This window comes from Ginsengibacter sp., assembly GCF_057362405.1.
Genome location: NZ_JBMQQG010000113.1, coordinates 1 through 25,697, shown reverse-complemented (window position 1 = coordinate 25,697; position 25,697 = coordinate 1). Strand labels below are relative to the sequence as shown.

The 25,697-nt window shown below is 37.1% G+C and carries 31 protein-coding genes; 25 read left to right on the top strand and 6 right to left on the bottom strand.

The window, feature by feature from the left end:
- The first annotated feature begins 184 nt into the window (after nucleotides 1-184).
- The 5 genes from ACO1O5_RS09680 (at nucleotide 185) to ACO1O5_RS09660 (ending at nucleotide 3,845) form a co-directional block, all read left to right on the top strand.
- Nucleotides 185-589, top strand: a complete 405-nt coding sequence (locus ACO1O5_RS09680) for a thiol-disulfide oxidoreductase DCC family protein (RefSeq protein WP_486269672.1) — start codon at nucleotides 185-187, stop codon at nucleotides 587-589.
- Nucleotides 590-593: 4 nt separating this feature from the next.
- Entirely contained in the window at nucleotides 594-959 is a 366-nt protein-coding gene (locus tag ACO1O5_RS09675; protein ID WP_486269670.1) for a CoA-binding protein, read from the top strand.
- Nucleotides 960-1,089: 130 nt separating this feature from the next.
- Entirely contained in the window at nucleotides 1,090-1,539 is a 450-nt protein-coding gene (locus ACO1O5_RS09670; protein ID WP_486269668.1) for a hypothetical protein, read from the top strand.
- Nucleotides 1,540-1,590: 51 nt separating this feature from the next.
- Entirely contained in the window at nucleotides 1,591-3,183 is a 1,593-nt protein-coding gene (locus tag ACO1O5_RS09665) for a zinc-dependent metalloprotease (protein WP_486269666.1), read from the top strand.
- Between the two features lie 188 nt (nucleotides 3,184-3,371).
- Complete coding sequence (locus ACO1O5_RS09660; protein WP_486269664.1) at nucleotides 3,372-3,845, top strand: ribonuclease H-like YkuK family protein; 474 nt, start codon at nucleotides 3,372-3,374, stop codon at nucleotides 3,843-3,845.
- Between the two features lie 78 nt (nucleotides 3,846-3,923).
- On the opposite strand, the gene yihA is transcribed toward ACO1O5_RS09660, so the two are convergent.
- Nucleotides 3,924-4,565 (bottom strand): ribosome biogenesis GTP-binding protein YihA/YsxC, encoded by a 642-nt coding sequence (yihA, locus tag ACO1O5_RS09655; protein ID WP_486269662.1) that lies wholly within the window; start codon nucleotides 4,563-4,565, stop codon nucleotides 3,924-3,926.
- 130 nt (nucleotides 4,566-4,695) lie between these two features.
- On the opposite strand from yihA, the gene ubiE reads away from it, so the two are divergent.
- On the top strand, nucleotides 4,696-5,439 hold the full coding sequence (gene ubiE, locus ACO1O5_RS09650) for a bifunctional demethylmenaquinone methyltransferase/2-methoxy-6-polyprenyl-1,4-benzoquinol methylase UbiE (protein WP_486269660.1): 744 nt from the start codon (nucleotides 4,696-4,698) through the stop codon (nucleotides 5,437-5,439).
- 41 nt (nucleotides 5,440-5,480) lie between these two features.
- The gene (porT, locus tag ACO1O5_RS09645; RefSeq protein WP_486269658.1) at nucleotides 5,481-6,128 is read left to right on the top strand and encodes a type IX secretion/gliding motility protein PorT/SprT; all 648 of its coding nucleotides are present in this window, start codon (nucleotides 5,481-5,483) and stop codon (nucleotides 6,126-6,128) included.
- Between the two features lie 142 nt (nucleotides 6,129-6,270).
- On the opposite strand, the gene ACO1O5_RS09640 is transcribed toward porT, so the two are convergent.
- Nucleotides 6,271-7,986, bottom strand: coding sequence for a hypothetical protein (locus ACO1O5_RS09640; RefSeq protein ID WP_486269656.1), 1,716 nt, complete (start codon nucleotides 7,984-7,986; stop codon nucleotides 6,271-6,273).
- A 33-nt stretch (nucleotides 7,987-8,019) separates the two neighbouring features.
- Here ACO1O5_RS09640 and ACO1O5_RS09635 point away from each other — a divergent pair, with 33 nt between their 5' ends.
- The 8 genes from ACO1O5_RS09635 (at nucleotide 8,020) to ACO1O5_RS09600 (ending at nucleotide 15,603) form a co-directional block, all read left to right on the top strand.
- Nucleotides 8,020-9,375 carry a dihydroorotase gene (locus tag ACO1O5_RS09635; RefSeq protein WP_486269655.1) on the top strand — a complete coding sequence of 452 codons (1,356 nt, stop codon included), beginning with the start codon at nucleotides 8,020-8,022 and terminating at the stop codon, nucleotides 9,373-9,375.
- A gap of 51 nt (nucleotides 9,376-9,426) precedes the next feature.
- The gene (locus ACO1O5_RS09630; protein ID WP_486269653.1) at nucleotides 9,427-10,743 is read left to right on the top strand and encodes a MutS-related protein; all 1,317 of its coding nucleotides are present in this window, start codon (nucleotides 9,427-9,429) and stop codon (nucleotides 10,741-10,743) included.
- 52 nt (nucleotides 10,744-10,795) lie between these two features.
- Complete coding sequence (locus tag ACO1O5_RS09625; protein ID WP_486269651.1) at nucleotides 10,796-11,056, top strand: AbrB/MazE/SpoVT family DNA-binding domain-containing protein; 261 nt, start codon at nucleotides 10,796-10,798, stop codon at nucleotides 11,054-11,056.
- Complete coding sequence (locus ACO1O5_RS09620) at nucleotides 11,047-11,370, top strand: type II toxin-antitoxin system PemK/MazF family toxin (protein WP_486269649.1); 324 nt, start codon at nucleotides 11,047-11,049, stop codon at nucleotides 11,368-11,370. The genes ACO1O5_RS09625 and ACO1O5_RS09620 overlap by 10 nt, the downstream gene beginning before the upstream one ends.
- 69 nt (nucleotides 11,371-11,439) lie before the next feature.
- Entirely contained in the window at nucleotides 11,440-12,981 is a 1,542-nt protein-coding gene (locus ACO1O5_RS09615) for a YifB family Mg chelatase-like AAA ATPase (protein ID WP_486269648.1), read from the top strand.
- Between the two features lie 60 nt (nucleotides 12,982-13,041).
- Nucleotides 13,042-14,850, top strand: coding sequence for an ABC transporter ATP-binding protein (locus ACO1O5_RS09610; protein WP_486269647.1), 1,809 nt, complete (start codon nucleotides 13,042-13,044; stop codon nucleotides 14,848-14,850).
- Between the two features lie 13 nt (nucleotides 14,851-14,863).
- Nucleotides 14,864-15,304 carry a DUF983 domain-containing protein gene (locus ACO1O5_RS09605; protein ID WP_486269645.1) on the top strand — a complete coding sequence of 147 codons (441 nt, stop codon included), beginning with the start codon at nucleotides 14,864-14,866 and terminating at the stop codon, nucleotides 15,302-15,304.
- Nucleotides 15,305-15,387: 83 nt separating this feature from the next.
- Nucleotides 15,388-15,603, top strand: coding sequence for a dodecin family protein (locus ACO1O5_RS09600; protein WP_486269643.1), 216 nt, complete (start codon nucleotides 15,388-15,390; stop codon nucleotides 15,601-15,603).
- Between the two features lie 80 nt (nucleotides 15,604-15,683).
- On the opposite strand, the gene ACO1O5_RS09595 is transcribed toward ACO1O5_RS09600, so the two are convergent.
- Entirely contained in the window at nucleotides 15,684-16,016 is a 333-nt protein-coding gene (locus tag ACO1O5_RS09595; RefSeq protein ID WP_486269641.1) for a YbjQ family protein, read from the bottom strand.
- A gap of 129 nt (nucleotides 16,017-16,145) precedes the next feature.
- Here ACO1O5_RS09595 and ACO1O5_RS09590 point away from each other — a divergent pair, with 129 nt between their 5' ends.
- From ACO1O5_RS09590 to rsgA, 5 genes are all read left to right on the top strand, one after another.
- On the top strand, nucleotides 16,146-17,147 hold the full coding sequence (locus ACO1O5_RS09590) for an AAA family ATPase (RefSeq protein ID WP_486269639.1): 1,002 nt from the start codon (nucleotides 16,146-16,148) through the stop codon (nucleotides 17,145-17,147).
- Nucleotides 17,148-17,294: 147 nt separating this feature from the next.
- A complete protein-coding gene (locus tag ACO1O5_RS09585; RefSeq protein WP_486269637.1) occupies nucleotides 17,295-18,164 on the top strand; it encodes a DUF58 domain-containing protein in 870 nt (289 codons plus the stop codon).
- A gap of 16 nt (nucleotides 18,165-18,180) precedes the next feature.
- Entirely contained in the window at nucleotides 18,181-19,143 is a 963-nt protein-coding gene (locus ACO1O5_RS09580) for a hypothetical protein (protein ID WP_486269635.1), read from the top strand.
- On the top strand, nucleotides 19,133-20,137 hold the full coding sequence (locus tag ACO1O5_RS09575; protein ID WP_486269633.1) for a vWA domain-containing protein: 1,005 nt from the start codon (nucleotides 19,133-19,135) through the stop codon (nucleotides 20,135-20,137). Before ACO1O5_RS09580 ends, ACO1O5_RS09575 begins: the two co-directional genes overlap by 11 nt.
- A 96-nt stretch (nucleotides 20,138-20,233) precedes the next feature.
- Entirely contained in the window at nucleotides 20,234-21,160 is a 927-nt protein-coding gene (rsgA, locus tag ACO1O5_RS09570) for a ribosome small subunit-dependent GTPase A (protein WP_486269631.1), read from the top strand.
- A gap of 49 nt (nucleotides 21,161-21,209) precedes the next feature.
- On the opposite strand, the gene ACO1O5_RS09565 is transcribed toward rsgA, so the two are convergent.
- From ACO1O5_RS09565 to ACO1O5_RS09555, 3 genes are all read right to left on the bottom strand, one after another.
- Nucleotides 21,210-21,512: a hypothetical protein gene (locus ACO1O5_RS09565; RefSeq protein WP_486269629.1), complete on the bottom strand. Its 303-nt coding sequence runs from the start codon at nucleotides 21,510-21,512 to the stop codon at nucleotides 21,210-21,212.
- Nucleotides 21,513-21,552: 40 nt separating this feature from the next.
- Nucleotides 21,553-21,732 (bottom strand): lipoprotein, encoded by a 180-nt coding sequence (locus tag ACO1O5_RS09560; protein WP_486269627.1) that lies wholly within the window; start codon nucleotides 21,730-21,732, stop codon nucleotides 21,553-21,555.
- A gap of 86 nt (nucleotides 21,733-21,818) precedes the next feature.
- Entirely contained in the window at nucleotides 21,819-22,343 is a 525-nt protein-coding gene (locus ACO1O5_RS09555) for a gamma carbonic anhydrase family protein (protein WP_486269624.1), read from the bottom strand.
- A gap of 272 nt (nucleotides 22,344-22,615) precedes the next feature.
- Here ACO1O5_RS09555 and ACO1O5_RS09550 point away from each other — a divergent pair, with 272 nt between their 5' ends.
- The 5 genes from ACO1O5_RS09550 to ACO1O5_RS09530 all read left to right on the top strand — a co-directional run.
- The gene (locus ACO1O5_RS09550; RefSeq protein ID WP_486269622.1) at nucleotides 22,616-23,797 is read left to right on the top strand and encodes an aspartate aminotransferase family protein; all 1,182 of its coding nucleotides are present in this window, start codon (nucleotides 22,616-22,618) and stop codon (nucleotides 23,795-23,797) included.
- A gap of 95 nt (nucleotides 23,798-23,892) precedes the next feature.
- Nucleotides 23,893-24,504, top strand: a complete 612-nt coding sequence (locus ACO1O5_RS09545) for a hypothetical protein (RefSeq protein WP_486269621.1) — start codon at nucleotides 23,893-23,895, stop codon at nucleotides 24,502-24,504.
- A gap of 18 nt (nucleotides 24,505-24,522) precedes the next feature.
- Nucleotides 24,523-24,822: a winged helix-turn-helix domain-containing protein gene (locus ACO1O5_RS09540; RefSeq protein ID WP_486269620.1), complete on the top strand. Its 300-nt coding sequence runs from the start codon at nucleotides 24,523-24,525 to the stop codon at nucleotides 24,820-24,822.
- A 42-nt stretch (nucleotides 24,823-24,864) separates the two neighbouring features.
- On the top strand, nucleotides 24,865-25,341 hold the full coding sequence (locus ACO1O5_RS09535; RefSeq protein ID WP_486269619.1) for a hypothetical protein: 477 nt from the start codon (nucleotides 24,865-24,867) through the stop codon (nucleotides 25,339-25,341).
- Nucleotides 25,338-25,697 (top strand): hypothetical protein (locus ACO1O5_RS09530; protein WP_486269618.1); only part of this gene is annotated, 360 nt, incomplete at its 3' end. The genes ACO1O5_RS09535 and ACO1O5_RS09530, both read left to right, overlap by 4 nt.

Below are 25,697 nucleotides of genomic sequence, written 5' to 3'. Positions count from 1 at the left end.
GTATAGACAACAATGGGAGAATAATTTTGATAAGCGCTTAAAAGTGGGTCGCTTTATCCAGAAAATGTTTGGAAAAGAAGTTACAACCAACCTGTTTATTAGTTTGCTCAAACTTTTTCCCTTCCTGGTTAATAAGATTGTAAAAGCAACTCATGGTAAAGAGTTTTAGTAATTTTGTTGTACAATGTATCAGCATTCAATCATATTATTTGACGGTGTTTGCAACTTGTGTAATGGGGCAGTTCAGTTTGTTATAAAGCGCGATAATAAAAACCGGTTTCTTTTTGCCTCTTTGCAATCACAGGAAGGAATAGAAATACTAAAGGAATATAATTTGCCATCACATAAAATGAACTCCTTTTTTCTTGTTGATAATGGAAAAGTTTATGAGAGATCGACCGCCGCTTTGAAGGTGTTAAATAAACTGAAAGGGCTTTGGCCTTTATTTTACACCTTTATTATAGTTCCAAAATTTGTAAGGGATGGTGTTTATAATTGGATTGCAAAAAACCGTTATCAGTGGTTTGGACGAAAAGATGAATGCATGATTCCAACTCCCGAACTTAAAGCAAAATTTTTGAATCAATAATTGTATGCCTAATAAAAAAACATTGGTGCTTGGAGCTTCGGATAATCCTTCCCGTTATAGTTACCTCGCTCTTAACGCACTGCAATCAAAAGGGCATGATGTAACGGCTATAGGCAAACGCTCCGGAAAAGTTGGTAAGGTTGAAATTGAAACAAAAGAACAAGATATAAACGGGCTTGATACTGTCACCCTTTATCTCAATCCATTAAATCAAAAGCAATACTACGATTACATATTATCGCTGCATCCCAGACGAATTATTTTCAATCCTGGTGCAGAAAATGGCGAACTTTCCTCGTTGGCTAAGGAAAATGGAATTCTTCCCCAGGAGGCTTGTACGCTGGTTTTACTAAGCACCGGGCAGTATTAATACTAATTAATTTCGAGTACTTTTTCCCTCATTTATATTCATCGGATTTTTTTTCGGTCTAAGTATAATTTTTATACATAACCATCGTTCTAATAATTGTCCAATAGAACTGAAACCGAAATTCCATACCATGAAAACCACATCCAGGCTGTTTGCACTGTGCATTTTGCTAAGCACAGCTTTTATCACCCAGGCGCAGATAGCATCATCTGCAAGACCCAATTTATTTACTGGTTTTTCAGCAAACATTCCAGCGTCGGTGAGTGAACTTGATAAGGCTTTTACCGCAACGCCGGGTTCTTCAATTCAATTCAATTTTGCAGATAAGCTTCCATTTAGCGGGATAGTGCTTTCATCGGTTCAGCGATACAGCAATCTGTCGAGCGTTATAATCAAGTCTTCGTTGCTGCAGAACGCTTTGCTTTCTATTTCGAGAAGAATTAACGACGATAATTCTGTTACTTATGTTGGTCGTATTATTAATGAAAAATACGCTGATGGATATGAGTTAATAAAAGATAATGCAGGAAACTATTCTTTCAATAAAATTAAAACGCAGGATCTTATACAGGATTTTTAATTGAGAAATCTACTTACAATTTTTCTATAAAGGAACCCTAAAATCCGAACTATGAAAAGGCTTTTTTCACTCTTAATGTCCTTACTGATATTACTTTCAATGAAAGCAAGTTGTCTTCCAATATTAAGCAGTTTACCCTCAGCAAAAGCCACCATTTTTCTTGACTTTGATGGTCAGTATGTGCAATCAACTTCATGGAATGGCGGTAAGCCTTTGGCATGTGCACCGTCTGGATTAACGGATGCGCAAATTGTTGAAATATTTAACCGTGTATCGGAAGACTACAGGCCTTTTAATATTGATATTACTACCGATTCAACTGTATTTTTAGCCGCTCCTCTGACACGAAGAATCAGGATAATCGTTACACCCACAAGCGGATGGTACACTGGAGTAGGAGGCGTTTCTTATACAGGCTCATTTACCTGGGGCGATGATACACCGGGCTTTGTTTTTCCGGACCGGCTTGGCCCCAATAATACAAAAATGGTTGCAGAATGTTGCACGCATGAAAGCGGGCATACTGTTGGCCTTTCTCACCAGGCCAAATATGATAGCAACTGTAATCTTCTTGCCACGTATAATTTAGGAGTGGGTACTGGACAAACGGCATGGGCACCGGTTATGGGTAACAGTTACTATAACAATTTTTCCGGTTGGTACAATGGGCCTACACCTTACGGATGTTCCCAGGAACAGGATGCGCTGTCAATTATTACATCGCAAAATGGATTTACTTATCGTGCTGATGATCATAGTGATGATCCAAAAGTAAACCCGACAGTGATTACAATAAATAATCAACTATTTGCCGATAGCGGTATTATCACCACTTCCTCCGATAAAGATGTTTTTAAATTTAACCTTACGGACACAGGATTCCTGCATATTAAGGCCGAACCTTTTTCTGTTGGACCAAATAATGCGGGAGCGGATCTGGATATTAAAGTGGAATTGCTTAATTCATCGTTGCAGGTGTTGCGAGTTTACGACCCGCTTGATATCCTGAACGTAAATGTTGATACTACCTTAAATTCAGGCGTATATTTTTTGGTGGTTGAAGGTGCCGGTAATAACAATACGTCAAATTATGGAAGTCTTGGATCTTACAATATTTCAGGAAGTTTCTCCCCATCGCTTACGTTGCCTATCAAGAACGTAACACTGGCGGGCAAGGCGGATAACGGCAAGCATATTTTAAATTGGTCTATTATTTCGGACGAACCCGTAAGTAATTTAACGCTGGAGAGTTCTGCTAATGGCTCAACCTTCACGACTCTTACCAAATTGCCGCAGGGTTCAACAAGCTATAGTTGTGCGCCTTTAACAAACGGAAATGTTTTTTATCGGGTTAAGGCAGTTTCTGCAACAGACCAGGCAATTTATTCAAACGTGATTGCGTTAAAGTCTGGTGCTGCTAACAGATTATTTAAACTATCAACAATGGTCTATAACCAGGTTAACATAGAGGCCGGCGAAGACTATGAATACAAGCTGGCTGATATGAGCGGAAGAATTATGCAAACTGGAAGAGGAAAAGCCGGCACTAACAATATTAATATAAGTAACAGCCCTAACGGGATCTACCTGATGCAAATAATAAGTACTAATCAAAGACTGACAGAAAGAATTGTAAAACTGTAAGGTAGATTCATGTGTAAGTTAAGGGTCAGCGTTAGGGGCTGGCCCTTTTTTTTGCGCCTATGCCAAGCCATAAAAGATTATCCTAACAGTGAATCATATACGCTGATATTGGCGGTTAAATAATTATTAATAAACATAATTGAGTTTTTTGTTACAGGAATTTCGGTAATTTTAAAAAACCTTAATTTATGTACTGGAGAAAATTTAATGGAGATGTTATTGATCTTCCTATAAAAGGAGCAGTAGAATTAGCCATCCAGAGAGAAACAAACGCAGGTTACAAATTAAAAGTATGTATTGGTACCGACAGTCAGGTTAAAGGCTCCGATACAGAATTTGCAACAGTAATTGTTTTTCTGAGGGAAGGTCGTGGAGGATTTATGTTTATTCACAACGATAAAACAAAAGTTGTGTACAGCATAAAAGAACGGATGCTGGTAGAAGTTGCCAAGAGTATTGAGATTGCTTATGAACTTTGCGATTTGTTTACCAGGTATGATGTTGACATGGAAGTACATGCCGATATCAACACCAACCCTCATTTTAAAAGTAACGAAGCGTTACGTGAGGCAATGGGTTACATTCTCGGAATGGGTTTCGCTTTTAAAGCCAAACCAGAAGCATTTGCCAGCAGTAGCTGCGCAAATAAGATGGTTAACTGATCTCTTTTTAATGTATTGATGATTCCAATTTTATTGGAAAAGAAATTTTATCCCCCTTACTTTTTTGAATTGAAAATTTTAGGGTTCTCCTGCTGCAGAAGTTTTATTCATTTCATTGATCAGCTCTAAAATTTTTGTTCTGCCTGTTTTCTTTACGGAGCTTGTAATAAATTGTTGTGGTAAAAATTGTTGCGTGCTCCTTAGGCTTTCCAAAAATAATTTTACATTCTTACTTACTATTGATTGTTTTTCCTTGTCAGATTTTGTGAAAACAATACTATAAGGAATTTGCCATAATTGAAGTTTGTTTATAAAATCAAGATCCAGTTTTTGGGGACTGTGTCTCGAATCTATCAATACAAAAACGTTGGTAAGGTTCTCCCGCTTTCTTAAATAATTCTCAATCATCTGTTCCCATCTTCGCCTGCTGCTTTGCGATATTTTAGCGAAACCGTATCCTGGCAAATCAACCAGGTACCATTTTGTTTCATTAAATTCTCCAACCTTTCTTGTGCTGGTGATTTCAAAGTGATTAATTAATTGGGTTTTTCCGGGAGAATTAGAAGTTTTTGCAAGCTTATCATTATTACAAAGCACATTAATAAGGGACGATTTGCCGACATTACTTCTGCCTATGAATGCGTATTCCGGCCTATCAGCTACCGGGCACTTTTCGAAAGAAGGGCTGCTAATGAGATATGTTGCTTTTTTGATGTGCATTAGGCCTGCAATATACGTTTTGTATTATGGGCTTCAATTTTTTCGAAAATCAAGAAGATAAAATCAAAATTAAAAGTGAAAGAATGGATATTAGGGTGGCTAATTGAATCAAAAAACTATCTTTGGGGCGATGAACACATACAGTCACGACGCTATTGTTCCTTTCAAAGACTCCCGGGAAAGTAAGAAGAAGCAGGTAGAGAATATGTTCGATAAAATTGCTTTTCGGTACGATTTTCTCAATCGCTTTTTAAGCGCTGGTATTGACGTAAGTTGGCGCAGAAAAGCGATAAAAGAACTTGCATCAATACATCCTAAAAATATCCTTGATGTTGCCACCGGTACCGGTGATTTTGCACTAACCAGTTATAAAATTTTACATCCTGAGCAAATTACCGGAATTGATATAAGTGATGGAATGCTTGAGATTGGAAGAAAAAAAATCAAAAAACTGGGACTTGAGGGGAAGATTCAGTTGTTAAATGGGGATAGTGAGGCAATTTTCTTTGATGACAGTTCGTTTGATGCAGTGACAGTGGCGTTTGGTGTAAGAAATTTTGAAAATCTCGAGAAAGGGCTGTCCGAAATTTACAGGGTGTTGAAGCCGGGAGGAAAATTAATTGTTTTGGAATTTTCGAAACCGAATGCACCGGTAATAAAAAGTTTGTATAATTTTTACATGAGATTTGTTACCCCAAAAATTGGAAAACTAATTTCTAAAAACAATGAAGCCTATCAATATTTAAATAACTCCGTTCAAAAATTTCCTGAAAGGGAAAAATTCATTCAAATTTTAAACCAGCTAAAGTATAGACACAGTTTCTACAAAACATTGAGTTTAGGAATATGCACCATTTATTGCGGCGAAAAATAACTGTACTGGTACTCTCATTCGTGTTTTGTTCAACTGCGTCCATGGCACAGTTACGCGATGCCATTAACCAGGAAGGACATGATGATAAACCTTATCATTTTGGAATTAACCTGGGCTATAATAAATCTCATTTTAATTTTACGCACCATCCGATGTTTTTACAATCCGATACCATAATGGATGTTGAAAGTGTTAACAGTTCCGGTATCAATCTTGCATGGCTGGTTAACCTGCGCATGAGCGATCATTTCGATTTAAGGGTACATCCGCTGGACCTCACGTTCTCTGAAAAATCATTTTTGTATGTTGAGCGATACGCGGCAGATTCCCTTATTGAAAAGAAAGTGCAATCTATAACACTGAGTTTCCCTTTTCAGATTAAATTCAGCAGTGACAGAATAGATAACTTTAGAGTATATACAATTGCAGGCGGAAAATTTGATTATGACCTGGCGAGTAATGCGGGTGCACGCAAGGCGGAAGACCTGATAAAATTACATCCGTACGATTTTAGCCTTGAACTGGGACTTGGTTGCAATATTTACTTTCCTTATTTTGTTTTATCTCCCGAAATAAAGTTAAGCAGTGGCCTGGTAAATCTGCATGATCGCGACCCATCTCTTCGATATTCAAATGTGATCGACAAGATTAATTCTAAAATGGTTACTTTTTCGCTAACAGTCGAGTAAAAGCCCATCCCCAAAAACCCAATTCAATTGGAAATCCCCACTGAAGCCCTTTTCGAAGGAAAGAGAGGAGATTCCTTTTTTTGGGAAACGCACTAACAGTTGAGAAACATTTAACCTAAATTCCCCTTCAGGGGGAGAGGGGTCAATAATCATATTCTCTCCTGGCTGCATTCCATCTAACACCAATTCCAAAAACGTTGGTATTTCCCGAACCAATGCCGCTCGCAGCAGAAGATTTTCGATATAAATAAGAGGCCTCTACAAAAAGATTTTCCCTGAGCTCATATGATAAGGCCAATGATGCATTAAGCACTTTTATCTTATCTCCGGTACCAATAAAAAAGCCATAGTCCATTGGTCGGGTGGTATAAAGTTCAAAAGGATTACTTCCGAAATTTTGTCCCGCAGAATCAAGACCCTGGTAATAATAAATCATCCTTGCATTGAGGTACCATTTGGGTGCTGGCTGATATTTGGCAATCCCTACAAATTCCTGGAAACCTGCTCCCAGTGGATGTGCCAGGGGTTGATTATAATGGGTGTAATCTGCAACAGAATCTGAATGAGAGTAAGTGAAAGGCCTTACCCTGTTAGTCTCAAGCTGCAGGTCAAGATTCTTGATTGAAAAAGCATCTATGTATTTTGCACCAAGTTGGTAGCCAAATTTGTTTGCCCAATAACCATTATTTTTCGTTATTTCCTTCAGGATAAACTCATCTAAAAGTAGTTGCCCGTAAAACTGGAAATGATGTGCCACATTAGCTTTAAAGTCAGCACCTGCGAATGCATTATCAGGGCTTCCCACCGTTCCCTCAATATGCCTGAGAAATATAATAGGATTCAGATATTCCAAATCAAATATGTCCTTTCTTCCAAAAACAATACTTTCAAATAAACCTACATTGAGCCATTTGGTAATATTCATTTCGAGGTGATGCATAGCTGCATATTTTCTGCTCAAAAGAATATCGCCGCCTTTTACAAACTGGGGCATGAGTTCCATGAATAAATTCTGGTAATTGAATTTCCAGATTTTTGTGTTCAATTTCAGAAACAGGTAACTATCTCCAAAGTCGCTCAGAAAGAGGCTTCTGTAACCATCTCCAATGAAATTTTTATCATAGCCAAATTGTATGTCAATATATTTTGTTGCATTAAAAGTTATGTAACCTCTTGCATCAAAATAATCATAAGCTGTTTTTTTAAAGCTTTTATAAAAGCCAACTCCCGGTACTGCATGAAAGTAACTAACGCGGTCTTGAGCAAACAAAGGCATCCGCTCCTGGTTATCTGTTATAGTTGTAGAAAATCCAATTCGGTTAGCAATTCTCCCTCTTGCCGTGATTCCTCTTTTATTATAAAAAATGTTTTCATTATTCGACGCTTCCTTACTCATTGAATAAGATATAACAGGATTTAAGGCGAGAAAAAAATCTTTCACATTAACTTCAAGAAGATTGGGTTTGGTAGTATAAAAACTTTTTAGGACCGGTTTTTTACTAAGAAAACTCTCTTTCCCGCCCGTTACCCATTCTGAGTTATCCATAAGAATGCTATGGATATTATATTCATCGATCTTAGTAAGATCAAGGCCGGCCCATCGGTTGTCCTCTCCCGTTAGTGAATTCGTGTATGCAACGCGGCCACTATCTAAAAATTCTGCTTCCTGAACGAGGTAGCGCCTGCTAAAAGGCTTCAATGCAGAATAATTATAATCGGTATTGTGGCCTTGCTTAATCTCCAGCCTGTCGATAAACTGGTATTCTTTTGACCCTTCAGGTAAATAGGTTGTTTGAGCCTTTACGATAAACGGGCAAATAAATACCAGTGAGGTAAGCAGGCTTTTTATAATTTGCATTGGGTTTGGTTCTTTATTATTTAATTTCAAGATATGCAAAATTATCTTTTAAAAAATATATCAATAGTTAATGAGGGTAAAATAGAATTGAAAACTATTTACCTTAAAAAAGGCCGCATCGAAAGGATCGATAATTCATTTAATGTAAAAGAAAATGTCGTTGAAATAAATGGCGAAGGAAAGCATCTGTTGCCCGGCGCGATAGACGACCAGGTGCATTTTCGGGAACCTGGTTTAACACATAAAGCGACAATCTATACTGAAAGTAAAGCAGCTGTTGCCGGAGGCGTTACTTCATTTATGGAGATGCCTAATACCATACCTAATGCACTAACTGAAAAATTGCTGGAAGATAAATATGAGATTGCAAGACACTCCTCGTTGGCTAACTATTCTTTTTTTATGGGAACCAGTAATACGAATGCCGATGAGGTTCTGAAAATGAACAGAAGAAAAAAAGAAGTGTGCGGCGTAAAAATATTTATGGGATCAAGTACAGGAAATATGCTCGTGGACAATGAATCACAACTCAACAGAATCTTTTCGGGAAGTGAATTGTTGATTGCAACCCATTGCGAAGACGAACAAATAATTAAAGAAAATTATCAACGAATAAAAAGTGGAAAACAAATTCTTGAACCTTCTGATCATCCATTAATAAGAGATGAAAACGCCTGTTTTCAATCTTCATCTTTTGCTGCATCATTGGCCAAAAAGTATGGAAGCAGGCTTCATATTTTACATATATCAACAGAAAAGGAAATAGCGCTTTTTACAAATGCAATTCCTTTAAAAGACAAGAAGATTACAGCGGAAGTTTGTGTTCATCATCTTCATTTTACTTCGGATGATTATGAACAACTAGGTTATTTAATAAAATGTAATCCGGCCATTAAAGACTCAAAAAATAAGACCGCTCTCTGGAAAGCCTTGCTCGATGACCGGTTGGATATAGTTGCGACAGACCATGCGCCGCACACATTGGAAGAAAAAGAAGGTCCGTATGAACATGCACATTCAGGATTACCACTGGTGCAACATCCGTTATTGTTGATGTTGGAATATTATAAACGCAACAAAATCTCGCTGGAAAAAATCGTTGAAAAAATGAGCCATGCCGTTGCTGACTGTTTTAAAATTGAAAACAGGGGTTATTTACGGGAAGGTTATTTTGCAGATGTAGTTATGGTGGATTTAAATTCGTCTACAACCGTAACCAAAGAAAATATCTTATACAAATGTGGATGGAGCCCCTTAGAGGAACTTACTTTTCCCGCCGCAATAGTTCAGACTTTTGTAAATGGAAATTGTGTGTATAAAAACGATGATTATGGAAAGCACGTGTTTGAAGAATCTATAAAGGGAGAACGACTTTTTTTTAACAGGTAAGCCGACAAATAAAATTATAAACCAATTAACTCATCAACTTTCCAAGTTTAGATGGAAACAGACAAAACTACACTCAACGACCTTGCGATTTTTCAACATGACGAAGAGTCTTCCATTTTTCATAAATTGAATTTTACACGAACTGTTGGCGGTCGTGAGACCTTAAGACATATTTTAAGCTCATCCTTAAAGGATATTGCTTCCATTCAAAACGTACAAAAAACTCTACAGATTATTCTTGAAAAAAAAGAAAGTTGGCCGTTAATTATAAGCAATGGTTCCGTTTTAATGATTCATAAATTTTACGAGACTTCAATTGACGAGATTCCTGCCAGGCCTACTTCTTCCTCGGCATTTTTTTATAAAGTATTTCATGCGCCTGATTATTCTTTAGTAAGATATTCAGTCGGCCATGCTTTTGATTTCATTAAAGGAATGCAGCAGATCATTAAAATATTCATGACCGATGAGGCGCCGGAAAATTTGACAAGAACTTTGCAAAAAGCAAATGTTTTAATTGAAAAGCATCAATTGGATATTGTTGCTGCAAAAGAAAAGATGAGTGATCTTTCTATTCATGAAATGCTTGCCCTTGCACATTATATTCGTTATCATTTCAAACAAAATTTATTGGATCTAATTGAAATCTATTACCAGTTAGATGCATGGTATGGCATGGCTATGGCGGTTGCTGAATACAACTTGGTTTTTCCAGAATTTGTTGCTTCGCAGGTTCCCGATCTTAAAGTGAAAGGCTTGTATCATTTATTACTGAGCAATCCTGTTGCCTACGATCTTGAACTGGATGTAAATAATAATTTTATTTTCTTAACCGGTGCAAATATGGCTGGTAAAAGTACATTCATAAAAGCCGTTGGTGGCGCGGCTTTTCTGGCTCATATAGGTATGGGAGTGCCGGCAAAGTCCATGGAACTTTCTCTATTCGATGGTTTGCTCAGTAATATAAATGTGGTTGATAATGTTGCTAAGGGAGAAAGTTATTTTTATAACGAAGTGCAAAGAATAAAAAATACAATTCTTAAAATTAATGATGGCAGAAAATGGTTGATCCTTATTGATGAATTATTTAAGGGAACCAATGTTCGGGATGCTATGAAATGCAGTACCGTTGTGATTGAAGGCCTTATCAAAATAAAAAGTTCTTTATTTATTCTTTCCACGCATTTGTACGAAATAGCGGACTCGTTGAAAAAATATCCAAATATTAAGTTTAAATATTTTGAAACGAATGTTCAGGACGAGCAACTATCGTTCAACTACAACCTTAAAGATGGAATCAGTAATGAGCGGCTTGGTTATTTAATTCTGAAAAGAGAAAAAGTAATTGACCTGCTTGAAAAACTTTGACCGGTATGTTATAATATGTTATAACTTTTTTACCTTTAGGGAAATTTTTTTTATGGAAATAATGAAAGTGAAAATAAGAAGGATAGGGAATTCAAAAGGAATTGTAATTCCGCATAAATTTCTTAAAACATTGCAAACCGACAAAGAAGAAATTGTGATTGAAGTAGATGAAAAGGGAATTTTATTGAAAAGCAATGATCAGTCTCCGCGTAAGGGATGGGCAAAAGCTTTTAAAAGGATGGCAAAAAACGGGGACGACACTTTGCTTATGCCTGATATATTTAAAGATGAAATTTTCGAAAAGTGGAAATAAAACAATATGACATTTTTTGGGTAAATCTCGATCCTACTATTGGTAAAGAGATGAAAAAAACGAGACCATGTGTAATTATTTCTCCCGACGAAATGAATGACAATATTGGCACTGTAATATTTGCTCCCCTAACTTCAACTATAAGATCATACCCATCACGCATAAATTATAAATTAGATGGAAAACCTTGCGCTATTGCCCTTGACCAAATAAAAACGATTGATAAAAGCAGGTTACAAAATAAAATAGCTCACCTTGGAATAATAACCATCAGGCAAATAAAGCAAGTAATGGAAGATATTTTCTGTAAATGATTTCATCAGTTCACCTAACTAAAATTTTTTGAACGCTTACTTAGAAAAAAAATTCTCTAATTTCATTTCATGTTAGTCAAAACTTTTGGTAGTGCTGTTTATGGAGTGGAAGCTATTACTATAACGGTGGAGGTAAACGTAAGTAGCGGAAAATTTACTTCAATTGTGGGCCTTGCAGACAATGCTGTAAAAGAAAGCCTCGAGCGCATGGAAAGCGCTATCAAGGCCAATGGATATCATTTCCCAAGAACAAAAGTGGTTGTTAATCTTGCTCCGGCAGACATCAGGAAGAGTGGAACTGCCTTTGATTTACCAATAGCGATGGGAACGTTAGGAGCAAGTGAACAGTTAGAGAATGCAGAAAAACTTACTGACTATGTCATCATGGGCGAACTTAGTTTAGACGGGACCGTTAGACCGATAAAAGGGGCACTCCCAATTGCTATTCAGGCACGAAAGGAAGGATTTAAAGGATTGATTCTTCCTAAGGAAAATGCTCGGGAAGCCGCGATGGTTAATAAATTAAATGTTTATGGTGTTGGACACATAAACGAAGTGATTGATTTTTTTATTGACGAAAATTCCATTACACCAACGGTTGTAAATACACGCGAAGAGTTTGCGAACGCACAAAGCGATTTCGAGATAGATTTTTGTGATGTAAAGGGACAGGAAAATATAAAAAGAGCTTTGGAGATTGCGGCTGCTGGTGGACATAACGCAATCTTAATCGGTCCCCCCGGTGCAGGTAAAACCATGTTGGCAAAGCGTTTGCCAACAATACTTCCGCCGCTTACTTTGCAGGAAGCTTTGGAAACAACAAAGATTCATAGTGTAGCAGGGAAGCTACCAGAGAATGCGACACTCATTTCAAAGCGGCCTTTTCGTTCACCGCATCATACTATTTCAGATGTTGCTTTAGTGGGTGGCGGCGGTTTACCACAGCCAGGAGAAATTTCGCTGGCGCATAATGGTGTTTTGTTTTTAGATGAACTTCCTGAATTCAAAAGAACTGTCTTGGAAGTAATGCGCCAACCAATGGAAGAACGAAGGGTAACTATATCGAGAGCGAAAGTTGCATTGGATTTTCCATCGAGCTTTATGTTGATTGCCTCCATGAATCCATGCCCGTGCGGTTATTACAATCATCCTGACAAAGAATGTACTTGCCCTCCCGGCGCTGTTCAAAAATATTTGAATAAAATATCAGGACCTTTATTAGATAGAATCGATCTTCATGTGGAAGTAACGCCTGTTGCATTTAATGAACTTTCATCAAAACAGGAATTTGAAAAAAGTGAATCCATACGAATAAGAGTTATTAAAGCCAGGGATAGGCAGGCTGATAGATATAAAGACAATCCCGGCGTTTATTCCAATGCGCAAATGAGCAGTAAAATGCTGAAAGAAATTTGTATTATAACCCAGGCTGGCGCTAATTTATTGAAGGTTGCTATGGAAAAATTAAATCTTTCCGCCCGTGCTTATGATAGAATTTTAAAAGTGAGCAGAACCATTGCAGACCTTGCGGGAAGTGATGATATAAAACCAGAGCACCTTGCAGAAGCCATTCAATATAGAAGTTTGGATAGAGAAGGCTGGGCGGGGTGATACATTACATTATTCAACTCTAAACTCTTTTCCCGAAATTTGCAGATTCAAATTTATTAGATGAAGATATTATTATCGTACATAAAACCTTATAAGTGGTTGGTAGTTTTGGCGCTGTTTCTTGCTTCAGTAAACCAGGTGTTCTCATTATTTGCTCCTGCAATTACCGGTAACATTCTTGATTTATTTGTTAATCATCCTCATGTTTTTCCTGACAAAACTGCCAGAACTGAAAATCAATTTTTCTTTGGCAGAGGCCAGTATCACGGCTTATTATTTTTCCTGATGCTTTTGATCGGAACTGCAATGGTAAGCCGGATTGCCAAAGCTTTCCAGGATTATTTTGGAAATGTACTCATACAGAAATTTGGCGCCACAATTTTTACCGATGGATTGAAACATAGCATGATGTTGCCTTACCAGGATTTCGAAGACCAAAGCAGTGGTGAAACATTATCTATACTAACCAAAGTAAGAGCTGATACCGAAAAATTTATCACCAACTTCATAAACGTATTTTTTGTAATTATTGTAAGTATTGTTTTTATTTCTATTTATGCCTTCAGATTGCATTGGGTAATTATGCCGGTTTATACTTTGGGAATTATTGCCATAGCTGTTGTTACCAGTTTGCTTAGCAGAAAAATAAAGTCTATTCAAAAAAGAATCGTTAATGAAACGAATGCGTTAGCGGGCTCCACTACAGAATCGTTAAGAAATATTGAATTAGTCAAAAGCCTTGGATTAACGGACCAGGAAGTAAAAAGATTGAATAATAACACATTTAAAATCCTTAAGCTTGAATTACGCAAGGTTAAAAGTATACGTACCATTAGTTTTATCCAGGGTACCATGGTTAATTTTTTACAACAAGTAATCACTTTTACTTTGTTATGGCTGATTTTTAAGAATTCAATTACTCCGGGAAATTATCTTTCATTGGTATTTTATAGTTTTTTTCTTTTTGCCCCCATGCAGGAAATTGGTAACATCATCATTTCGTATCGTGAGGCGGAAGCATCATTGAATAATTTTCATAAACTGATGAATAAGTCTCCTGAAATCAAGCCCGCAAAACCAGCGCTTATTAACAACATTGAGGAACTTGAATTCATCAATGTGAAATTCAAACATCAGTCTGCTCAGCACCCGGCTTTGATGGATATAAGCTTTGATGTAAAGAAAGGAGAAACCATCGCATTCGTTGGTCCTTCAGGCTCGGGAAAAACAACATTGGTGAAGCTTCTTGTAGGTTTGTACATTCCGCAAAAAGGGAATATTTTGTACAATAAAATTTCCCGTGAAGATATTGACTTTGATGTGCTGCGGGCACAAATTGGCTTTGTAACCCAGGATACACAATTGTTTGCAGGAACCATCAAAGAAAATTTGCTTTTTGTAAATCCTTCTGCAACAGATGAAGAAATACTCGATGTGCTTCAAAAAGCATCGTGTAATACGTTGCTGGCACGTGCCGATAAAGGTCTTGATACTTTAATTGGTGAAGGTGGGGTAAAAGTTTCCGGTGGAGAAAAACAGCGTTTATCCATTGCGAGAGCATTGCTTCGTCATCCGCATTTATTGATTTTCGATGAGGCAACCTCTTCGCTCGATTCATTAACTGAAGAAGAAATTACCAATACTATAAAAAATGTTTCTTCAAAAAAAGAGCAGATCACCATTTTAATTGCGCACAGGTTGAGTACTATTATGCACGCCGATAAAATTTATGTTTTGGAAAAAGGGGAAGTAATTGAGACAGGAACCCATGAGGAATTAATTTCCCAAATGGGATTATATTATGCCATGTGGCGCCAGCAAATTGGCGAAAGAAAGAAAGTTTTGACCCCTCAAACGGCTTTGAATTAAATACCTTTACGTTATGACAGACGAGCAAAAGCCGAAACCAAATTTTTTATGGAGCATGTTTACCATGCGATGTCCGCGGTGCCGGCGGGGCGATATGTTTAAGAACAACAATCCTTATAAAAAAATTAAGCTTTCTTATATTTTAGATATGTACGATACCTGTCCGGTATGTACTCAAAAATTTGACCTGGAGCCCGGCTTTTGGTATGGCACAGGGTATATTAGCTATATATTGGTTGTATTATTTTCTGCAATTACTTTCATTGCCTGGTGGATCATAGTGGGCATTTCTACAGATGACAACCGGGTTCTTTACTGGCTGCTGGCAAATGGTGTAACGATAGTTATATTACAACCCTGGCTCATGCGATTCAGCCGCGTTGTTTATTTGAATTTCTTTGTAAAGTATAATGAGAATTACGATAAAGAAGAAGGGAAAACTTTTGATTATTAATTCCCGTTATAAATCTACCTGTTATTTTTTTCGCGGAATAATTTTTGTAGCTCTGGTTATTTTAATCTTCTAAATAAATAATTATGGCTATTGTAAAAGTTATTGAAGTAATTGCCTCTTCAGAAAAGAGTTTTGATGATGCAATAAAAAATGCAGTGAAAGAAGTTTCAAAAACTGTAAAAAATATTGACTCCGTTTATGTAAAAGATTTTAAAGTGCACGTGAAAGATGATGCTATATCATCTTACGGTGTTATTTGTAAAGTTTCCTTCAGGGTTGGCGGTAAAAATCTTGCTTAGATTAACGAAGATTATTTTATTAAAAAGAGGGAGATAATGCTCCCTCTTTTTAAATCAATGAACATTAGTAGCGAACTTAATTAGAGATTGACTACCTGCACCGCGGTTCCATAGCATAATACCTCTGTAACACCGTTCATTACGTCGTTAGCATCATATCTAATATTGATGATTGCATTGGCACCTCTTTCATTGGCATGTTGAATCATATGCTGGTAAGCTTCCACTCTTGTTTTTTCGCATAGATCAACATAAATTGAAATCCTTCCTCCTACGAGTGTTTGGAAACCGCCGGCAATATTACCAAACAGGCTACGCGACCTTACTGTTATTCCACGAACAATACCTAAATGCTTTGTTATTCTGTATCCCTCGAGCTGGTTACTTGATGTTATTAATTGTTCATCTACCATAATTGTATAGTTTTACGTTTCAAATTTAACATACTTTTTCTCAATGCAATTTATTAGCATCGTTTTTGTTTTATAGGTTGTTCGTAATTTGCGCCCTTTGAGTTTTTAATTTAAATTTTATTGAATAAAATGTTACAAACCGCAGAAGACATTCGCTTACTGAATGAAAAAATTAATCATTCGGCTTCGTTTATTGATAAAATTCATGCAGAAATTGGTAAAGTAATCGTTGGCCAGAACCACATGGTGGAACGGCTTTTAATTGGCCTTTTAAGTAACGGGCATATTTTATTAGAAGGAGTCCCCGGCCTGGCAAAAACACTTTCTATCAGGTCGCTGGCGTATGCTATTCATGCACAATTCAGCCGTATACAATTCACTCCTGACCTGTTGCCCGCCGATGTGGTAGGTACGATGATTTACAACCAACAAAAGAATGAATTTGTGGTTCGCAAGGGCCCCATTTTTGCCAACTTTATTCTTGCTGATGAAATAAACAGGGCACCGGCAAAAGTACAAAGCGCTCTACTGGAAGCGATGCAGGAGCGGCAGGTAACCATTGGAAACAATTCTTATTTATTAGAAGAGCCATTTTTAGTACTGGCTACTCAGAATCCCATTGAACAGGAAGGAACCTATCCTTTGCCGGAAGCACAGGTGGATCGGTTTATGTTGAAAATAGTAATTGATTATCCTACTAAAAGTGAAGAGCAGATAATAATTCGGCAAAATGTTCAGGGACTAAAACAGGCAACCATAAACGCAGTTGTTTCAACCAATGAAATATTAAATGCGAGAGAACTGGTGCGACAGGTTTACATGGATGAAAAAGTAGAACATTATATTCTTGATATTGTGTTTGCAACCCGCTATCCTGAAACATATAATCTTGCTAAACTAAAACCCTTAATTTCTTTTGGGGGATCGCCAAGAGCAAGTATTAACCTGGCATTGGCTGCCAAGGCCTATGCATATTTAAACAAACGCGGCTACGTAATTCCGGAAGATGTAAGAAACATTTGCAAAGATGTATTACGCCATCGTATAGGCCTTACCTATGAAGCAGAAGCTGAAAATATTAATGTTGAAATGATAATAACGGAGATTTTAAAAGTGGTTAATGTACCTTAAGAGTTATAAGTAATAAGTTATGAGTAATAAGTAAGGAGTTCAGGACTTCGGTAAATTTTTTAATACAGAATTTTATTAAAATCAAAATTAATCAATCATAATAATCCATGTTCCTCTCCCTTTGGAGAGGGGCTAGTGTGAGGCCGTATGTTAACAACAGCAGAAATAGTAAAAAAAGTAAAAGAACTGGAGATCATCAGTAAAAAGATAACAACACATCTTTTTACCGGTGAGTATCATTCTGCGTTTAAGGGCAAAGGGATGAGTTTCCGCGAAGTTCGAGAGTATTACCATGGCGATGATGTGCGGTTTATCGACTGGAATGTGAGCGCCCGTTATGCCCATCCGTTTACTAAAGTATTTGAAGAGGAAAGAGAGCTAACAGTGGTTCTGCTGGTTGATGTAAGCGCCAGTGCTTTGTTTGGTACTGTGCACAGCACGAAAAGAAATCTTATTACAGAAATTGGGGCGGTGCTTACTTTCAGCGCAATTAATAACGACGATAAGGTTGGAGTTATTTTTTTTAGCGATAAGGTAGAGAAATATATTCCCCCAAAGAAGGGCAAGCAGCATGCTTTGTATATCGTGAGAGAATTACTAACGGCGCAACCTAAACGAACCGGCACCAATATTAATGAAGCGTTGAAGTTATTTTCAAGATCGAACCGCCATAGAAGCATTGCATTTATCATGAGCGATTTTATCGATGAGCAATATGAGGATTCACTTCGGGTGATGGCCAGCAGGCACGATGTAATAGGGCTTAAGATATATGATAAAATGGATCTCCAACTTCCCAACGTAGGTTTAATGGAAGTGGAAGATCTTGAAACGGGTAAAACACAATGGCTCGATACATCAGATTCAATGGTCCGCTATAATTACCAGCAGAACTTTATGAAACATAGCGAGCGTTGCAAAAGCATTTTCAAAAAATCGGGGGCTGACTTATTGCATTTGCGTACTGATGAGGATTATGTGAAAATCCTTCAACAGTTTTTTTTAAGAAGAAAATAAAGTGAAAAGAAAGCAATTGAAGAAACGCGTTTATCATAGATCGTTAGTTGTATTATTTTTCCTGTTGGGTTCTCGTTGGTCTACGCAAAATATTTTTGCTCAGCCACCATCTGTAAAAGCTTCTGTTGATCAACCAAATATTCTTATCGGGGGCCAATTACATTACAGGGTTTCCACTTTGATGCCCGATAATACTTATCGCCTCTCCTGGTTCAATGTGACCGATACAATAGGGCATTTCCAGGTGGTAAAGGAAAATAAAATTGATTCAACCAGCCCAAATGGAAATATTGCTTTTAGCCAGGAAATAACGCTAACCTGTTTTGATTCGGGGCGGCAGGTGATTCCTCCTTTGGTTATAAACATGGAAACTTTGCAGGGAGATTCATCCTTTAACCTTGTCACGGATTCAATTCCTATACAGGTCTCCTATTCACCTATTGATAGTGTCGCTACCTTTCATGATATTAAATCAATTATAGAAGTAAAAAAAGAATGGGCATGGTGGTGGTGGGCTATATTAGGTGTTGTACTTGTTTTACTTTTCTTCTGGATAAGATTTCTGATTAAATTTCTTAAAAAGAAACAAGAGCCGGATATTTTTAAATCAAAGCTTTCGCCTTATGATGAAGCTATGCAATCTTTAGATAACCTGGATAAAGAGCAACTGCTTCAAAATAATGAAGTAAAAGCATACCATACGAGACTAACGGATATCTTTAAACGTTATATTTCGAGGAAAACGAAAATGTATAAGATGCACCTCACATCTGACGAAATGCTGATAGAACTCGGCGATTATAATGTGAGTAAAGAACAGGTATCTGCATTTGCCAATTGTATTCGCATGGGTAATGCTGTAAAATTTGCAAAATTTATTCCCTCACAACAGGAAAGCGAAACATGTCTGCAACAGGTAAGGGCGATGATAACGGAAGTAAACAAAAATCTCAATCAAAAAAGCGAAAGTGATAGTTGATTATTTCAACGATATAACATTTGGACAACCGCTGTTTTTTTGGTTGTTTGCCCTAATTCCAATACTGGTTTATTGGAAAATGATAAAGGGGAAAAAACAGACCGCTGCAGTTGGAATTTCTACCACGAAGGGATTATCAAACACCCGGTCGTGGAAAAACACTTTTCAAAATGTTCCATTTATACTAAGGTTGCTTGCGATAAGCTGTTTAATAGTTGCGTTGGCACGTCCGCAGGTAAAATACGAAGAGCAACAATCGGAGGGAGAAGGGGTAGATATTATTTTATGTATCGACGTTAGCGGTAGCATGACTGCGCAGGATTTTCAGCCTAACAGGATGGAGGCGGCTAAAAAAGTTGCAGAAGACTTTGTAAATAATAGGCCCGATGACAGAATTGGCATTGTTATATTTTCCGGCGAAAGTTTTACGCAATGTCCCCTGACTACGGATCACGCGGTTTTAATTAACCAGATTGAACAAATAAGAAATGGGCTTTTGGAAGACGGAACCGCAATTGGCTCTGGCCTGGCAACAAGTGTGGACAGGCTTAGAAATAGCAAGGCAAAAAGCAAGGTGGTAATACTCCTTACGGATGGAGTAAACAATGGCGGCCTTATTGATCCCGCAACAGCTTTGGAGATTGCTAAAACTTTTAAAGTAAAAGTGTACACAATTGGCGTAGGAACTGACGGCTACGCACCCACTCCGGTGAGTACACCTTTGGGTATCGTAATGCAAAATGAGAAAGTAGCAATTGATGAAAAGCTGTTAAAGAATATTGCGGATCAAACCGGGGGCCGATACTTTAGAGCAACTGATAACCAAAGCCTGAAAAGTATTTATAACGAAATAGATCATCTGGAAAAATCAAAAGTTGAAATAACTACATTCCATCGGTTCACTGAAAAATTTTATCCGTTTATTTTTGCGGCGATGGCGTTTCTGTTAATTGAATTCATTTTACGCTTTACCATTTTTAAAAAATTTCCATAACTGAATATCCCAATCGCAGCCACGAATTACGCGAATTAGACGAATTTTACCAGGAACAAATTCAAGCAAACAAGCAATTAATCAATTAACTTCTCCATGAAAGCACTTGTGTATAAATCAACAGGAAGTTGGTATGTGGTTAAAAATGAAGAAGGAGAATTTTTTAATGCCCGTATAAAAGGAAAGTTTAAGATTGATAACATTACTTCCACAAATCCTATAGCTGTTGGTGATGTTGTAGAGGTTGAACAAGAAGACACGGAAGAAGGTGCAGTAGTTATCAAAACAATTGGGGAACGAAAAAATTACATAACACGGCAATCGCCGCACAACAAACATCAGCACCATATTATTGCTTCTAATCTTGATCAAAGTCTCTTATTTGCTACCCTTAAGGATCCTAAAACATCACAAGGCTTTATCGACAGATTTTTGGTCGCTTCAGAAGCATATCATGTTCCGGCCATAATTGTCTTTAATAAAAGTGATTTATATAAAAAGAAAGAACAGGAAAAGTTTGAGGAACTGAAGTTTATTTATGAAAGAAATGACTACAAGGTTTTATTGATGAGCCTTGAGCAACGGACAGGTATAGACGAAGTGAAGCGTCTTTTGAAAAATAAAATAACATTACTTAGTGGTCATTCGGGTGTAGGCAAATCTTCCTTTTTAAATATTGTTTTTCCAGAACTTTTGCTAAAAACGCAAAATGTAAGTGACTGGAGCGGCAAGGGTCTTCATACAACAACATTTGCCGAGATGTTTGATTTGCCAGGCGGTGGAAAAATTATCGATACGCCCGGCCTTCGCGAATTTGCCTTGATGGACATTGAGAAAAATGAATTGTCTCACTATTTTCCTGAGATGAGAGCCCTGGTAAATGAATGCCGGTTTAATAACTGCATGCATATTGATGAGCCGGGATGTGCCGTAAAACTGGCAATAGAAGAGGGGAAAATTTCTGCTGACCGATACGTCAGCTATTTAAATATATTGGGTACGATTGATACTAAGAAATGGTGATGATAAAATGTCTAATTAATCAAACAGTTTACTCTTGATGGCTGCCGTACTAATATGCATTCTTTTCTAAAAATCTCGCAACTTCAATTACAGCCTTATTTTCTTTAGCTATACCCTTTGTATTATGGGGCAATATGGAAACACCATTAAATATGCTGTAGTGTAAGGTGAGGAAATGCTTTTTATACCTGAAATCCCAATCCAGCGTATCTGCATCGTCGATCTGGTTAATAAATTTTACTTTCAATCCGTCAGCCAAAATATCTGCAATAGAATAAAATTTTGAAACGCCGCAATTATCGTCTATGACTGCTTCTGTTCCGCCGAAATTTGTTTTTAAATGATAACACATACAATGGGTTTTGGTGCTTTAATAGATTAATATACTTTCTTTATGATTTAAACTTTCTTGCCTTTTTTGCGGCCTTTATGGCGTCTTTGTCTCCTGATAAAATTTTTTCTGCCCCAACATTCTTTCCATTGGTGGGGCATCCATATTTTTCATTCTTTCTAAAAATGGAACATCCCGTAAGCATCCACGCTAATAACGCAACAATTAAATTTTTTTTCATTTCAGTAAGATGCAAATTTGTTTCCTACCTTAAAAAAGCCCTGTTAAGATTTTAATAAAGTAAAATAAAAAATATTATTTCTAATCTCAACAGTGTTGTTGTTTAAACCACTCTGAATACATAACGTAATTATCAGCAATCCGGTTTATTTCCCCGCTAATCAGGTCTTCAGGAACATTTTTTACTCTTTTTGCGGGAACACCTGCATAAATCGAACCTGGCTCTACCTCTGTATTTTCAAGTACTACGGCCCCGGCAGCAATAATGCTGTTACTGCCTATTATCGCATGGTCCATCACAATAGCTCCCATACCCACAAGCACATTGTCATGTATAACGCATCCATGTACTATTGCATTGTGTCCGATGCTCACATTATTTCCAATTGTGGTGGCTGCCTTCATATAAGTACAATGAATAATAGCGCCATCCTGTACATTTACTTTATTTCCCATCCGGATACTATTTACGTCGCCGCGTAAAACTGCGTTGAACCAAATACTGCAGTTATCACCCATAACTACATCGCCTGCAATTGTGGCATTAGGCGCTATATAGCAATTAGTTCCAAATGTTGGTTTAATGCCTTTTACTTCAATAATTAACGACATAATTTTTTATTTTTTTTGTTACCAGCAATAGTTCTTTGGGCATCCCGGTTGTGTCACTCCCTTGTACTGTTGGTTCATTGGGCATCTTTAAAGACCATTATTTATAAATAAAGCGTATTGCAAGAAAACGTTACGACAAACTCAGCGTCTTGCGATACAAATTTCTTAACTCAAAAAATACTTCATTTAATTACTTCCTAAATTCGTAAAAAATTACGAATGAAAAAATGTTTTAACATCGTACATCAAATATCTTAAATCGCACACCGATCATGACTAACCGACAGATATTTTTAGAACATATAGGGCAAACATCTCCGACACCATTAGCCCTTGAAATTATAAAAGCAGAAGGTTGCAAATTATACGATGCCGACGGTAAAGAATATATTGATCTTATTGGCGGCATAAGTGTTTGCAATGTTGGGCACGGCAATAAAAAAGTTATCGGGGCCATCAATAAACAAATTAATGACTATTTGCATGTGATGGTTAATGGCGAACTAGTATTAACACCTCAAACCAGCTATGCTAAATTACTTACTGAAAATTTGCCTGCTTCGCTAAATTCGGTTTTCTTTACTACTTCTGGAACGGAGGCAACAGAAGGGGCAATGAAGCTTGCCAAAAGGTATTCTGGCCGTACTCAAATCGCAGCATTCGACAATAGTTATCATGGCAGTACACAAGGTTCATTAAGTATTATGGGCAGTGAATATTGGCGAAATGCATTTCGCCCTTTGTTGCCGGATGTATTGCATCTAACATTTAATTCATTTGAAAGCCTTGAAGAAATAACGGGGCTAACGGCATGTGTAGTTGCTGAAACTATACAGGCCGAAGCAGGCGTAATTGTTCCGGATAAACAATGGATACAAGCGTTGAGAAAAAGATGTGATGATACCGGAACATTATTAATACTTGATGAAATACAATGTGGCTTTGGCCGCAACGGAAGCTTGTGGGCATTTGAGCAATTTAATATTATGCCGGATGTATTATTACTTGGAAAGGCTTTGGGCGGCGGAATGCCGTTAGGCGCTTTTATTGCTGATAAAAAGATAATGGACTACCTCACGAATAATCCTGTTCTTGGCCATATCAATACATTTGGTGGTCATCCTGTTTGTTGTGCTGCCGGCCTGGCCGCTATGCAATATTTGTTGCACGAAAAACTTATTGATACAGTTTTTGAAAAAGAACAATTGTTTCTTGTATTACTGAAATCAAAAAAAATAAAAACAATACGAAGCGCCGGTTTAATGATTGCGCTTGAATTTGAAAGTTTTGAAGAAAATAAAAAAGTGATTAACGCTTTAATTGATAAAGGAGTTTTTACCGATTGGTTTTTGTTTGCTTCTGAATGCCTTAGAATTGTACCACCACTTACCATTTCAAATGATGAAATCGTACAGGCATGTGAAATCATTAATTCGGTCCTAAGCAAAGTTTAATAGTATCCTCTTCTTTTCCAATTTAGAATTTATTTTGAGTGGACTATAGGAAATGCAAAAAAGATATATTTACTTTGTAATTCAAAGTACTTTTTATGGACGAACAACAGGCCTCGCTAAAGGAATTGCATCAGATCAAACAAATGATGGAACGAAGCAGTCGTTTTATAAGTCTGAGCGGGTTTAGTGGTATTTCTGCAGGAATACTTGCTTTGCTGGGAGCATGGCTCGCAGTTCAGAAAATTTCACGCTACGCTCATGGAACCGGTATTGACTATGATAACCTGGTTACTCAATTAATTTTTATAGCTGCCGGAGTGTTCGTCGCAGCATTTGTTGCAGCATTTATATTTACGTTCTTACGCAGTAAGAAAGACGGGGTATCCATTTGGGGAGCTACTACTTATCGACTTCTGATCAATCTTTCGATACCCCTCGTTGCGGGAGCTTTCTTTATTTTGAGAATACTGCAAATGGAGCATATTTTTTTGATAGCGCCAACGTGCCTTATATTTTACGGGCTTGCATTAATTAATGCGTCGAAATATACGCTTGGCGAAATACGATATTTGGGATATTGTGAGTTAGTGTTGGGAATTATCAATCTTTGGGTACCGGGATACGGCTTGGTTTTTTGGGCTGCGGGCTTTGGCGCCTTGCACATTATTTATGGCATTATTATGTGGTGGAAATATGAACGAGTTTAGTAAAAAAAGGATTGATTAATGAGTAACCCAATTGAAAATCTTAATAAAACTTTCGACAGCCGGGTAAGACTGGGTATCATGAGTGCGCTTGTAGTAAACGACGAAGTTAATTTTAATACGTTGAAAGAACTTATAAAAGTAACAGACGGAAACCTGGCTTCGCATTTAAAAGCCCTGGAAGAAATACAATATATAAAAGTGAAAAAAGGATTTATCGGGAGAAAAACAAATACAAGTTATGCAATTACAAAAGCGGGAGAAAAAGCATTTAAAATTCATATTGATGCCCTTGGGAAAATGATTAAGAATATTCAATAATTTTTTTTGAACCAACACTTTGAAATTCAAAGTACTTTTTAAATGAAAAATAGAGAACTAAAAATAATAAGAGGGATTATTGCATTTTTTATGCTGGCTTTGTTTGTAAGCGGAGTTACAGCAATTCCTATAGATATTGAGCTGTCTGCTTTATTATCATTTTTTTCGCCCGAAAGTTATATGCATTACTGGCTGTTAAAAGTTTTATCTGCCTACAGCCAGGTTAAAATTCAATATCCGTTTTTGTTGTATGGTCACGATTGGCTGGCCTTTGCACATTTTGTACTGGCTATACTTTTTATTGGTCCATTTAAAGACCCGGTTAAAAATATTTGGGTAATAGAATTTGGGATGATAGCATGCGTCATGATTTTTCCATTAGCATTTATAGCAGGTCACTATAGGGGAATTCCAATGGGTTGGCAATTGATTGATTGTTCCTTCGGGGTTTTTGGATTGGTTCCCCTATGGATCTGTTATCGTAAAATAAAAAATCTTGAAATAAGAAATAGCTTATGAGCCCCTATTTAAAATTAACGGGACGAACTTTTACCATTTGGATATTGGCGTCTTTCATAAACGGTGTGCTTTGCGGCATTTTTATTACCCTAAGCAATGCGATGTATTCTGACCTTATCGGAAATATCTTACTCGTTTCCTTCTTTTCATTATTTTTTTCTGCCCCTGGCTTCTTCGTCTTTTGGTTGGTATTGCTTTTTAAAATTTCAATTGATACTACTGAGAGGGCCCTATTCAGAGCGGCCTTGATAACAGGATTTATACTCTCTTCAATCACTGGTTTATTCGGCTCAGGTATTTATTCTTCAGTATTTGATTATCATTCAATTGTAATAGCAACTTGTGTAATACTCTCT